This window comes from Arthrobacter sp. SO3, from assembly GCF_020532825.1.
Lineage (GTDB): Bacteria > Actinomycetota > Actinomycetes > Actinomycetales > Micrococcaceae > Arthrobacter.
The window spans coordinates 36,779-49,211 of the sequence record NZ_MQTS01000188.1; the positions used below are offsets into that span (position 1 = coordinate 36,779).

The window sequence follows — 12,433 nt, forward strand, 5'->3', positions numbered from 1 at the left end:
GGATCGGTGACCGGGGCGGCCCTCGGCGCGCTGCTGTTGACTACCATCACCAGCTCCCTGACCGCCCTGCGGGTCGACAAATTCTGGCAGCAGGCCATCGTCGGCGTGCTGATCCTCACGGCCATCATCATCGACCGCGTGGCAAGCCTGCGCACAGCCAAGAAACTGCGGATAAGCGAGGCACGCAATGTCTGAAACCACGTCGACAACCGGCACGGCAACGGCCCCGGTGGCCGACAACACCAGGCCGCTGTCCTCCGAACCCAAGGGAAAGACCGGAGCCGCGCGGATCCTGGCCGGCCGGGACGCCATCACCATCTACGCCCTGATCGCGTTCCTGATCTACGCCGCCATCGCCATCCCCCGATTCGCTTCACCGGTCACCACCGGATTCCTGCTCCTGGACGTCATCCCGGTCCTGCTGATCGCCATGCCGATGACCCTGATCATCATCACCGGCGAAATCGACCTGTCGGTCGCGAGCATCGCCGGACTGACCAGCGCCCTGATGGGCGTGCTCTGGGCCGGCGGCATGGACATCTGGCTGGTCCTGGCAATCAGCCTGCTCGCCGGCCTGGCGGCCGGCATGTTCAACGGCTTCCTGATCGCGGTCCTCGGTCTGCCCTCCCTGGCCGTTACGATCGGCACCCTGGCCCTATTCCGCGGCCTGGCCCTCGTCATCATCGGCGACAACGCCGTGGCCAACTTCCCGAAAGCGCTGACAGCCTTCTTCACCTCCAAGCTCGGCGGCACCGGCATCCCTACGGTCATGGTCGGCGTCGTGCTCATCATTGTCTTCTTCGGGGTCCTGCTGCACTTCACACCGTTCGGCCGCGGCCTGTATGCCATCGGCTACAGCAAGGAAGCCGCCAGCTTTGTGGGCATCAGGGTGGCCCGCAGCAAGTTCTGGCTCTACGTCGCATCCGGCGTCGTCTCGGCCCTGGCCGGGATCTACTGGACACTGCGCTACACCAGTGCCCGCAGCGATAACGCGTCCGGGCTGGAGCTGGCCGTCATTGCCGCCGTCCTGCTCGGCGGCGTCTCGATCTTCGGCGGCAAAGGATCCATCCCCGGCGTGATCGCCGGGGTCCTGCTGATCGGAACCCTCAACTACGCCCTCCGCCTGGCCCGCGTATCCGACGTCGTCCTCATCACCGTGACCGGACTGCTGCTGATCGTCTCCGTCGTGGCGCCGAGCATCGGCTCCGCGATCAAACAGTGGCGCCACACCAGGCGCGTCCGTCGAAGTTTCATCGGAAGCAACACCTGAAAATTTGCCCACCGCACCACCGCGACCGCATCCAGACCGGACCGGCTGCACCGACCGCACGAGGAAAAAGGAAGAACAATGATGTTGAACCGCAAGAACCCAGGCCAGACCGGCCGTTTGGCGGGAATGGTGGCTGTTGCTGCCGCCGCCGCGCTAGCCCTGAGCGCCTGCAGCGGTGGCTCTTCATCCACCGGTGGCAGCAGCAGCGCTGCTGCGGGGGGAGGGGACAAGAAGATCACCTTCATCCCGAAGCAGCTGAACAACCCCTACACCGACGTTGTCCTGGGCGGCGGCAAGAAGGGCGCCACCGAAGCAGGCTTCGCCTCCTCCCAGGTTGTCGGGCCGCTGGAAGCCTCCGCCTCCAGCCAGGTCTCCTTCATCAACGCCGAGACGCAGGCCGGCACGAACGTCATCGTGATCGCCGCAAATGATCCCGACGCCGTCTGCACGGCCCTCGGCGAAGCCCGCACCGCGGGCGCCAAGATCGTCGCGTTCGACTCGGACACCAACCCCGACTGCCGCGACGTCTTCATCAGCCAGGTTGTCGCCAAGGACGTTGCCCTGATCCAGACCAAGCTGATCTCCGAGCAGATCGGCGGCAGCGGCGAAATCGCGATCCTGTCCGCCACCGCCAACGCCACGAACCAGAACGGATGGATCAAGTTCATGGAGGAGGAACTCGCCTCCAACCCTGCCTACAAGGACATCAAGCTTGTTGCCAAGGTCTACGGCGACGACAACGACACCAAGTCCTTCCAGGAAGCCCAGGGCCTTATGCAGGCCCACCCGAACCTGAAGGGCATCATTTCCCCAACCACGGTGGGCATCGCCGCCACCGCCCGGTACCTCTCGACCTCAGAGTACAAGGGAAAAGTAGCCCTCACCGGACTGGGCCTGCCCAATGAAATGCGTCCCTTCGTCAAGGACGGAACTGTGAAGGAATTTGCCCTCTGGGATCCGGCCCAGCTGGGATACGTTGCCGCGTTCGCCGGCAAGGCGCTCACGGAAGGCAAGATGACCGGAGCCGAAGGGGATACCTTCACCGCCGGCGAGTTGGGCGAACGGAAGGTCGAAAAGGGTGGCCTCGTAATCGTCGGCCCGCCCACGGTCTTCAACGCTGACAACATCGACAAGTACAACTTCTGAGCCGCCGCTTCCTGAGCTGCCCTTTCTGAGCCGCCGGGCAGGCTGCTGACAGCCTGCCCGGCGCGCACTCCCGCACCGCACCCGCTGCAACGCCCCCGCTGCAGCGCCCCCCTCCTGCACTGCCCCGGCCCGGGGCGCAGTGAGTCCCCTGAGTTCCTTTTCCATGCCGGAAGGCCCCCTCACATGAACCACAAACAACCGGCTGCCCGGCTGCTGCAACCGCACCGGCGCCGGCCCACCCGCATCGGGCTGGTCTCCGGCGGCCTCGGCGCGTACTGGCCCCAGTTCCCCGGGCTGCTGCCGCAGCTGCAGGAGTCCGTCCGCTACGTCACCGGCCGCTTCGAGGCACTCGACGCCGACGTCGTCGACACCGGCTTCATCTCCGATGCGCAGGAGGCAGCCGCGGCCGGCGAAAAGCTGCGGGTCGCCGACTGCGACCTGATCGTCATCTTCCTCACCACCTACCTGACGTCGTCGATGGTGCTGCCGATCGCCCAGCGGGCCAAGACCCCCGTCCTGGTGATCGACCTGCAGCCCACCGAAGCCATGGACCACGCCAGCTTCGACACCGGCAAATGGCTCGCCTACTGCGGCCAGTGCCCGGTCCCTGAGGTCGCCAACGTCTTCCGCCGCGCCGGCATCGCGTTCCGCTCCGTCTCGGGACACCTCAAACAGGAGTCCGCCTGGGACCGCATCACCCAGTGGGTGCACGCGGCCGGCGTCCGCTCCCGGTTACGCAACGCCCGGCACGGGCTGATGGGACATCTGTACCCGGGCATGCTGGATGTCTCCACCGACCTCACCACCGTCGCAACGACGTTTGGCTCCCACGTCGAAGTGCTGGAATTCGACGACCTCCGGGAACGGGTGAACGGGGTCACCGCGGCAGAGGTCGCCGAACGCCTCGACCTCGCCCGGGACCTCTTTGTCCTGGATGCATCCGTGAACGACGACGACTTCGCCTGGGGCGCCAAAGTCTCCGTCGGCCTGGACCGGCTCGTGGAGGACTTCGACCTGGACTCCGTCGCCTACTACCACCGCGGCCTCGCCGGCGAACAGCACGAACGCCTGGGCGCCGGGATGATCCTCGGGTCCTCCATCCTTACGGCCCGCGGCATCCCGATGGCCGGTGAATTCGAACTGCGGACCTCCATTGCCATGCTCGCCGCGCAGGCGATCGGTGCCGGCGGTTCGTTCACGGAGATCCAGGCCCTGAACTTCTTCGACAACGTCGTGGAAATGGGCCACGACGGTCCCGCCCACCTGGCCGTGTCGGCCCAGGAGCCGCTGCTGCGCGGCCTCGGCGTCTTCCACGGCAAGCGCGGCTGGGGCGTCTCGGTCGAATTCGACGTCCGGCACGGCCCGGTCACCACCTTCGGTCTCGGCCAGGACCCGGACGGCAGTTATGTGTTCATCACCTCCGAAGGCGAAGTGGTGCCCGGCCCGCTCCTCGCGATCGGCAACACCACCTCGCGGGTGGACTTCGGCGGCGACCCGGGACTGTGGGTGGACCAATGGAGCCAGACCGGCATCGGCCACCACTGGGCGCTCTGCGTCGGACACCGCGGCGCTGACATCAGGGCGGCCGCGTCCCTCCTGGGCATCGAACACCGGCAGGTGGTCCTGTCATGAGCATCCGGCGCGTCTGCTTCCAACTCCAGCTCAAACCCGGACTCATCGCGGCCTACACCGCCCGCCACGCCGCCGTGTGGCCGGAAATGCTCCAGGCCCTGAAGTCCTCGGGCTGGAACAACTATTCCCTCTTCCTCCGCCCCGACGGGCTGCTGATCGGCTACTTCGAAACCGACAACCTCGAGGAAGCACAGGCCCGGATGGCAGCCACGGACGTCAACGCCCGCTGGCAGGCCGAGATGTCCGGATTTTTCGAAGACCTGAACGGAGCCCCCGATGAGGGGTTCCTGCAACTGACTGAAGTATTCAACCTCGAGGACCAGCTGGCCGCCGCCGGCCCAGCCCTCACCCAGTCCAAGTCCCTAGGAGACTGACGTGTCTATCCCAACCGTCGTTTTAGCCACACTCGAACATCAGAGCATCGAACTGCCCTCCTGGGCGTTCGGCAATTCCGGCACCCGGTTCAAGGTCTTCGCCACACCGGGGACGCCCCGCACCATCGAGGAGAAGCTCGCCGACGCAGCCCAGGTCAACGCCCTGACGGGGCTGGCCCCCTCGGTTGCCCTGCACATTCCCTGGGACAAGGTCGATGATTACGCGGCACTGGCCAGCTACGCTGACGGCCTCGGCGTGAAGCTCGGGACGATCAACAGCAACACCTTCCAGGACGACGACTACAAGTTTGGCAGCCTCACCCACAGTGACCCGGCCGTGCGCCAAAAGGCCGTGGACCATATGTACGAGTGCCTGGAGGTGATGGACATGACCGGCTCGCGGGACCTGAAGATCTGGCTTGCCGACGGCACCAACTACCCGGGCCAGGGCAACTTGCGGGCCCGGCAGGACTGGCTGGCCGAATCGCTGCGCAAGGTCTATGACCGGCTCGGCGAGGCCCAGCGGATGGTGCTGGAATACAAGTTCTTCGAGCCCGCTTTCTATCACACCGATATCCCGGACTGGGGCACCTCCTACGTGCACTGTGCCGCCCTGGGCGAGAAGGCCCTTGTTTGCCTGGACACGGGACACCATGCCCCGGGAACCAACATCGAGTTCATCGTTGCGCAGCTCCTGCGCCTGGGGAAGCTGGGCTCCTTCGATTTCAACTCCCGTTTCTACGCCGATGATGACCTCATTGTGGGTGCCGCGGATCCGTTCCAGCTGTTCCGGATCATGCACGAGGTGGTCCGCGGCGGCGGCCTGGAGCCGGCCGCCGGGGTGGCGTTCATGCTGGACCAGTGCCACAACATCGAAGGGAAGATTCCCGGGCAGATCCGCTCCGTGCTCAACGTCCAGGAAATGACGGCGCGGGCCCTCCTGGTCGACACCGCCGCCCTCGAGGCCGCCCAGAACGCCGGTGACGTCCTCGCCGCCAACGCGGTGCTGATGGATGCGTTCTACACCGATGTCCGCCCCGGACTGGCGGAATGGCGGGAATCGCGGGGCCTGCCCGCCGACCCCATGGCAGCCTTCGCCGCCAGCGGATACCAGGACAAAATCAATGCAGGCCGCCAGGGCGGCCACCAGGCCGGATGGGGAGCGTAAGACCATGACCAATCCGACCGTTGAACAGCTGGTAGCCCGTTCCAACCGCCTCGGGGCCGACAAGCGGAACACCAACTTCGCTGGCGGCAACACCTCCGCCAAGGGCGCCGAAAAGGATCCCGTGACCGGCGAGGACGTCGAGCTCCTCTGGGTTAAGGGCTCCGGCGGGGACCTGGGCACGCTGAAGGCCGCAGGCCTCGCCGTGCTGCGCCTGGACCGGCTGCAGGCGCTCAAGAACGTGTACCCCGGCGTCGAGCGTGAGGATGAGATGGTGGCGGCGTTTGATTACTGCTTGCATGGCAAGGGCGGCGCCGCGCCGTCGATCGACACCGCGATGCACGGCCTGGTTGACGCACCGCACGTGGACCATCTGCACCCGGATTCCGGGATCGCCATTGCGACGGCCGCCGACGGCGAGGCCCTCACCAAGGAGATCTTCGGCGAGAAGGTGGCGTGGGTGCCGTGGCGGCGCCCCGGTTTCCAGCTGGGCCTGGACATCGCCGCGATCAAGGACGCGAACCCGCAGGCGGTCGGCACCATCCTCGGCGGCCACGGCATCACCGCCTGGGGCGCCACCAGCGAGGAAGCCGAAGCCAACTCGCTGTGGATCATCGAGCAGGCCGAACAGTACATCAGGGACCACGGCAGGACCGATCCCTTCGGCCCGAAGCTGCCGGGCTACGCCGCACTCCCTGAAACCGAGCGCCGCGCGAAGGCCGCCGCCCTGGCGCCCGTGATCCGTGGACTGGCGTCCACGGACAAGCCGCAGCTGGGTCACTTCAGCGACGACCCCGCCGTCCTGGAGTTCCTCGAAGCAGCCGAGCACCCGCGCCTCGGCGCCCTGGGCACGTCCTGCCCGGACCATTTCCTGCGCACCAAGGTCAAGCCGCTGGTCCTGGACCTGGCCTCCGATGCCTCGATCGAGGACTCAGTGGCCCGGCTCAAGGAACTCCATGCCGCTTACCGCGAGGACTACCAGGGGTATTACGACCGGCACGCGACGCCGGAGAGCCCCGCGTTGCGCGGCGCGGACCCGGCCATCGTCCTGGTGCCGGGCGTGGGCATGTTCTCCTTCGGGGCGAACAAGCAGACCGCCCGGGTGGCGGGGGAGTTCTACCTCAACGCCATCAACGTCATGCGCGGCGCCGAGGCCCTCTCCAGCTACGCCCCGATCGAGGAATCCGAGAAGTTCCGGATCGAATACTGGGCCCTGGAAGAGGCCAAGCTGGCCCGGATGCCCAAGCCGAAATCCCACGCCGGCCGGATCGCCCTGGTGACCGGGGCGGCCTCGGGCATCGGGAAGGCGATCGCCGCCCGCTTCGCCGCCGACGGCGCCTGCGTGGTCATCGCGGACCTGAACCTGCAGAACGCGCAGTCCGTTGCCGCTGAACTGGGCGGAGCCGACGTCGCGATCGGCGTCCAGGCCGACGTCACGGATGAAGCCCAGATCGCCGCTGCCATCCAGGAGGCCGTCCTGGCCTTCGGCGGACTCGATCTTGTGGTCAACAACGCCGGGCTTTCCATTTCCAAGCCGCTTCTGGAAACCACCGAGAAGGACTGGGATGTGCAGCACAACGTCATGGCCAAGGGCTCGTTCCTGGTGGCCAAGGCCGCGGCGCAGGTGATGATCGGCCAGGGCATGGGCGGGGACATCATCTACATCTCCTCCAAGAACTCCGTGTTCGCCGGCCCGAACAACATTGCGTACTCCGCCACGAAGGCAGACCAGGCGCACCAGGTCAGGCTCCTCGCCGCGGAACTGGGCGAGTACGGAATTCGGGTCAACGGCATCAACCCCGATGGCGTGGTCCGCGGTTCCGGGATCTTCGCCGGGGGCTGGGGCGCCAAGCGCGCCGCCGTCTACGGGGTGCAGGAAGAAGAACTGGGCAAGTACTACGCCCAGCGCACCCTGCTCAAGCGCGAAGTGCTGCCCGAAAACGTGGCCAACGCCGCCGCCGTGCTCACCGGCAGCGAGCTCTCCCACACCACCGGGCTCCACATCCCCGTTGACGCCGGCGTGGCCGCGGCCTTCCTGCGATGAACACGGAAACCCCAGCAACGGACACCGTCCCGGCCCCCGCCGGGACGGTGTCCGGCAGTGCCTTGAACAGCAATGCGTCCGACCGCAGTGTGTTCGCCGCCGTCGACATCGGCGCCTCCTCCGGCCGGGTGATCCTCGGCAGCATCACGGATGACGCGGGGAACCCTGGTATCTCGCTGGAGACCGTCCACCGCTTCCCCAACGGGGTGGTGGAGTCCGGCGGCGCCCTGCGCTGGGATTTCACCGCACTGTTTGCGGAGGTACTCACCGGTCTGGCGGCTGCAGCAACGAGGGCTGCAGCGCGCGGCGAACGGATCGCCGGTATCGGGATCGACACCTGGGCCGTGGACTACGGGCGGGTGAACGCCTCCGGTGAGCTGGTGGCCCAGCCTTTCAGCTACCGGGATGACCGCAGCCGCGCCGCCGTAGCGAAGGTTCATGAGCGTCTCGAACCGGAACGCCTCTACGCGACAACGGGGCTGCAGTTCCTGGAATTCAACACGATCTACCAGCTGGCCAGCGAACCGGACCTCGACAGGGTCCAGGCCCTCCTCATCCCGGACCTGATCGCGTTCCTCCTCACCGGCCAGCGCCGCACCGAGGCCACCAACGCCTCCACCACCGGGCTGTTCGATGCTGTCGCGGGGGAATGGGCCACCGAGTTCCTGACCGCCCTGAAGCTGCCGGCGGACCTGTTCCCGCCGCTGATCCAGCCCGGCGAAACCATCGGCACCCTGCTGGCGGCCGTCGCCGCCCGGACCGGGCTGCCGGGGGAGACAGCGGTGATCGCGGTCGGCTCACACGACACCGCCTCGGCCGTTGTCGCCGTCCCCGCGGAGACCCGGGACTTTGCCTACATCTCCTCCGGCACCTGGTCCCTGGTGGGCGTGGAACTCACGCACCCCGTCCTCACCGAGGCCAGCCGGGCAGCCAATTTCACCAACGAACGCGGCGTCGACGGCACCATCCGTTACCTGCGCAACGTCGGCGGCCTCTGGCTGCTGAGCGAATGCCAGCGAACGTGGACCGGCCAGGGCCTCACGGTGTCCCTGGCCGGACTCCTCGAGGGCGCCGCGGTGCTGCCCCCGGGCGGACCGCGGATCAACGCCGATGACCCGGCGTTCACCGCACCGGATAACATGCCGGAGCGGATCCGCGCCGCCGCCCGCAGGTCCGGGTCCGTCCTTCCGGGCGAGCCCGCCGCGATCGTCCGCTGCATCCTTGACAGCCTCGCAGCCGGTTACGCCCGGACCATCAGCGACGCCGAAAGGCTGGCCGGCCGGGCCGTCGACGTCGTGCACATCGTGGGCGGAGGATCGCAAAACAGGCTCCTGTGCCAGCTCACTGCCAACGCCACCGGCAAACCTGTCATCGCGGGGCCTGTCGAAGCCACCGCCCTTGGCAACGTGCTGGTGCAGGCCCGCGCCGCCGGCGCCGTCCACGGGGGACTGTCAGAGCTGAGGCGGCTCGTCTCCGGGGGCGCCAGCCTTGCACGGTACGAGCCGGAAACGCGCAAGGGCGAACTGCTGCCGGCCCGGCACAATCACCGCGATACGGCCTGAAGTCCGGCGCCGCCGGGCCGGAGCACGCCCCGGTTCCTAGGTGAATTCGGCAGCGACGCCGGACGGCGCGACCGTTCCCTGGCTGTGTCTGCGCGCAAACGAGCGGGAACGCTGGCTTGAGAGGGCGATGATGAGGAGGATGTCGAGGGAGAGGCCCACAAGGTTGGTCTCCAAGGCCACCCGTTGGCCGCCGTTGAGCACGTCTGCGGCCTGAACGAGGATGGCAACAACGCTGAGCAGCATGGCCGTGACCCTGAAGCGGTTTCCGCCCCGAAGGACGAGCCAGGCCAAAACGATCTCGCCCGCAGCAAAGACCGCAATGACTGTCACAACGGCCGGCAACAGCACGCTGTCCGTTCCTGCGCCCGCGGCGGGGTTGCCGCCCAGCTGCAGTGACACGGCCAGGGCGAGGGCTGCGATACCTCGCAGGCACAGGAGAACGCCGCCAAAAAGGGTCGGGGCGGGTCGCCTGTTCGAACGGTCCGTGCGCGTGCGGTGCGCCTCCGCGGGGGCGGTGCCAAGGTGCGTGAGGTCGACGACCGGCAAGCTTCCGTCCGTTGAAATCGTGTCACCTCCGCCGTTGCGCGCGTGGTAACCGGTGGAGAAATCCCGGATGACGGACACTTCAGCTTCGGGTACGGCCCGCTCCAGGGTTGCCAGGACATAGTCCCGTTCGTCGTCGGTGTTCTCCTCGATCTTGTGCGTGATCTGAAGAGTGAACAGGGACAACCCCACCGCGCGGTCATAGGTCCCGGCCGCCAGCCACTCGACCCGGACGCCGCCCGGCAGCACCCACCCTGGCGGGCAGTGCCAGAATCGGATGTGGTGCCGCTTGCCCGGATTCCCGTCGACTTCCTGCTGATAGGCGAAATCCTGCTGGCGGCCAAAGAGGAACAGCGGGCTGACCGGCGCCTCATCATAGCTTCGGCGCATGAGGGTTGAAGCGACTATCCGCTGGCTGCTGGCCAGATCGACGTCGTCGGCCTGGGTCCAGCCTGCCCGGCGCATGGCGGCGTGGACTTGATCTTCCGTTGCGAGCAGCGCCATGTTGACCGGGTCACCGAGCAGTCCGTCGCTGGTCCGGGCCCGGCCAATGAAGTAGCCGGGAAGGTAGATCCTGGTCAGGATCCGATGGATCCGGGGCAGGACCAGATACGCCAGCGCGGCCCAGAAGACGATCGAGAACCACAACCGGCCCCATTGCAGGCTTTCCTGCAGAAGGATCGTCGCCAGCCACACGGCGGCCACGCCACTGAAGATAAACAACCCTGTGTCCAGAATGGTGTCCGTGTCCGGAATCCGGCCACGGCGCTTCCCGACCCGACGTTCCACACCGGTCATATTTCCAACCTTTCACCGCCGGGCGCGCTGCGCCGCGGAGCGACCGTGACGGAGGAGACAGTCTTCAGCCCGGGACGCAGGGGGTCGCCACCGTCTACCACGCCGGTCTGCCACCACAGGTTCAGGCCTTCCGGTGCCACCTCCAGGCAGGCCAGATTATTGTCGAACCATGGCCCCTTGACGCCGGACCAGCGGAACGGCGGATCCGGCACCTTCGCCGAGCGCGCCACCAGGGCGCCGACAGGCGTTGCCAGGCCGTATGACATCACGGCAGCGAAAGACCTCATCAGCCGGGGCAGCGGGTTCCGGATGGGCGAGCAGACAGCCTGCATGATCCGGCTGCCCGAGGCACGCTCCACTTCGGCAACGTAGGAGTAGTGGACGTCCCCGGAGAGGAAGGTGATGGTTTCCGGCGCCGGACCCCTTTTGCCATCGGCGACCTCTGTCACCATCTCCGCCACTTTCCGGAAGCTGTTCTGGAAGGCGCCCCAGTGTTCAAGGTCCACCGCCTGGCGCACCTTCTCGCCGGCGTGGGCAGCAAATTTCCCCCAAGCGCCCTGGGACACCGCCTCATTCCAGGACTCGACGTAGTGCAGGCCCATCGGCAGCAGGAACGGCAGCGATGTCGCCACGAGCAGGTGACGGAAACCGCCACGCATCCGGGTGTCCAGCCAGGCCATTTCCGCATTGTCAACCAGGGCGCGGTGGTCCGGCGTCAGGTCGCGGGCAGCGCGGGAGTCCACCACAATCAGCCGGGTGTCCCCGAAATCCCGGCAGTAGCTCCACCGGTAGGATCCAGGGTCCTGATCAGCCCGATCTGCGAAATTGTCCAGCGCCGCGCCCACGTCGATCTCGTCCTCACCCGTGTGCGCGGTGATCTGCTGCCAGATGGCGTCCCCGACGCGCTCCTGCGGCGACAGGTTCCCCAGATGCTGGTAGACCCAGTACGATGCCAGCCCTGCGACAATCCGTTCATGCCACCACGAGGTGGCTTCCATTTTTTTCTTCCAGCTGAGCGAGGTGTTCCAATCGTCGCGGATGTCGTGGTCATCGAAGATCATGGCGCTTGGCAGGGTGGACAGCAGCCACCTGTTCGCGGGGTCTGACCAGGCCAGGAAGTACAGGTGGGCGTACTCCTCGAAGTCTTTCAGCTCCTCGCCCGGCGGTGCCTTGATATCCCGCCGGCTGCGGATGAACTCCTGCATCTGCTCGCTGGTTAGGTCGGCGTACACCTGGTCCCCGAGGAAAGCCACCAGATCCGGCCAAGGCAGTTCACCGCCGGAGGCCATTTTCAGGGCATAGGCGCGCAATGAGTCGACGCCGTGGGTCCGGTTGCCGGATTCATCGTGCGGGACGCTCGTCCGGCAGGAGCCAAAGGCCATCCGCAGCGGCTTGCCGGTCTTCAGCGTCGCAATCATCGACGCCGGGAACCCGGACCCCGGGTCGGGCCATACCTGTAATCCGTTGACGGCAAGGACGTAAGGCATGACTGTTCCGGGCTCAAGTCCGTCCAACTCCACCAGCGCGTAGTGGTGGCCGTGAACCGCGAAGGTGCGGGCGGTCCAGTCCCTGCCGCCGGCGCGGACCAGGACCCGGGCAGCCGACCGGGTTTCCACCCAGATACTCGCCGAGGTCTCATCCACATACCGGATCATGGGGCCGAGCACCACGGCAGAGGTCGTCATGACTCAGTTCTACCTGCTCGGCCCCGGTGCGGCCATGGCCTGGCGGAAATGATCCGGCGGGCTTCTGTCGTCCCGAGTCCTCCGCCCGGGTCCCGGGGCCCGGGACGGTGGTCGGCGCGGCTGCTCAGCCCCGAGGGGCCAGTGCGAAGCTTGCGGTGGCGTAGGCCAGGGCCCCGGACATTTCCTGGAGCAGGTTCGAGTCGGTGTTGCTGAT

9 protein-coding genes and 1 pseudogene are annotated in these 12,433 nt (G+C 66.9%); 8 read left to right on the forward strand and 2 right to left on the reverse strand.

What is annotated here, in order from left to right; all coding sequences use genetic code 11:
• From BJQ90_RS17595 to BJQ90_RS17630, 8 genes and pseudogenes are all read left to right on the forward strand, one after another.
• Positions 1-195 (forward strand): annotated as a pseudogene (locus BJQ90_RS17595) (ABC transporter permease); the annotation flags it as partial.
• The gene (locus tag BJQ90_RS17600) at positions 188-1,270 is read left to right on the forward strand and encodes an ABC transporter permease (protein ID WP_226761506.1); all 1,083 of its coding nucleotides are present in this window, start codon (positions 188-190) and stop codon (positions 1,268-1,270) included. The pseudogene BJQ90_RS17595 and the gene BJQ90_RS17600, both read left to right, overlap by 8 nt.
• A 78-nt stretch (positions 1,271-1,348) precedes the next feature.
• Entirely contained in the window at positions 1,349-2,416 is a 1,068-nt protein-coding gene (gene rhaS, locus BJQ90_RS17605; RefSeq protein WP_226761507.1) for a rhamnose ABC transporter substrate-binding protein, read from the forward strand.
• A gap of 183 nt (positions 2,417-2,599) precedes the next feature.
• Positions 2,600-4,048, forward strand: coding sequence for an L-fucose/L-arabinose isomerase family protein (locus tag BJQ90_RS17610; protein WP_226761508.1), 1,449 nt, complete (start codon positions 2,600-2,602; stop codon positions 4,046-4,048).
• A complete protein-coding gene (locus tag BJQ90_RS17615; protein WP_226761509.1) occupies positions 4,045-4,422 on the forward strand; it encodes an L-rhamnose mutarotase in 378 nt (125 codons plus the stop codon). Before BJQ90_RS17610 ends, BJQ90_RS17615 begins: the two co-directional genes overlap by 4 nt.
• 1 nt (position 4,423) lies before the next feature.
• The gene (rhaI, locus tag BJQ90_RS17620; protein ID WP_226761510.1) at positions 4,424-5,590 is read left to right on the forward strand and encodes an L-rhamnose isomerase; all 1,167 of its coding nucleotides are present in this window, start codon (positions 4,424-4,426) and stop codon (positions 5,588-5,590) included.
• Between the two features lie 4 nt (positions 5,591-5,594).
• On the forward strand, positions 5,595-7,631 hold the full coding sequence (locus BJQ90_RS17625) for a bifunctional aldolase/short-chain dehydrogenase (protein WP_226761511.1): 2,037 nt from the start codon (positions 5,595-5,597) through the stop codon (positions 7,629-7,631).
• Entirely contained in the window at positions 7,628-9,193 is a 1,566-nt protein-coding gene (locus BJQ90_RS17630) for a rhamnulokinase (protein ID WP_226761512.1), read from the forward strand. The genes BJQ90_RS17625 and BJQ90_RS17630 overlap by 4 nt, the downstream gene beginning before the upstream one ends.
• A 36-nt stretch (positions 9,194-9,229) precedes the next feature.
• Here the strand turns inward: BJQ90_RS17630 and BJQ90_RS17635 are convergent, their stop codons facing one another.
• Both BJQ90_RS17635 and BJQ90_RS17640 read right to left on the reverse strand, forming a co-directional pair.
• Positions 9,230-10,534, reverse strand: coding sequence for an LssY C-terminal domain-containing protein (locus tag BJQ90_RS17635; RefSeq protein WP_226761513.1), 1,305 nt, complete (start codon positions 10,532-10,534; stop codon positions 9,230-9,232).
• Positions 10,531-12,219: an alkaline phosphatase D family protein gene (locus tag BJQ90_RS17640; RefSeq protein ID WP_226761514.1), complete on the reverse strand. Its 1,689-nt coding sequence runs from the start codon at positions 12,217-12,219 to the stop codon at positions 10,531-10,533. Before BJQ90_RS17640 ends, BJQ90_RS17635 begins: the two co-directional genes overlap by 4 nt.
• Between the last annotated feature and the right edge of the window lie 214 nt (positions 12,220-12,433).

Excerpts from the sequence above, each read along its gene's own strand:
- BJQ90_RS17635 (WP_226761513.1), bottom strand. The coding sequence starts at position 10,534 with ATGACCGGTGTGGAACGTCGGGTCGGGAAGCGCCGTGGCCGGATTCCG.
- BJQ90_RS17600 (WP_226761506.1), top strand. The coding sequence starts at position 188 with ATGTCTGAAACCACGTCGACAACCGGCACGGCAACGGCCCCGGTGGCC.
- BJQ90_RS17615 (WP_226761509.1), top strand. The coding sequence starts at position 4,045 with ATGAGCATCCGGCGCGTCTGCTTCCAACTCCAGCTCAAACCCGGACTC.
- BJQ90_RS17610 (WP_226761508.1), top strand. The coding sequence starts at position 2,600 with ATGAACCACAAACAACCGGCTGCCCGGCTGCTGCAACCGCACCGGCGC.
- rhaS (WP_226761507.1), top strand. The coding sequence starts at position 1,349 with ATGATGTTGAACCGCAAGAACCCAGGCCAGACCGGCCGTTTGGCGGGA.
- BJQ90_RS17630 (WP_226761512.1), top strand. The coding sequence starts at position 7,628 with ATGAACACGGAAACCCCAGCAACGGACACCGTCCCGGCCCCCGCCGGG.
- BJQ90_RS17640 (WP_226761514.1), bottom strand. The coding sequence starts at position 12,219 with ATGACGACCTCTGCCGTGGTGCTCGGCCCCATGATCCGGTATGTGGAT.
- BJQ90_RS17625 (WP_226761511.1), top strand. The coding sequence starts at position 5,595 with ATGACCAATCCGACCGTTGAACAGCTGGTAGCCCGTTCCAACCGCCTC.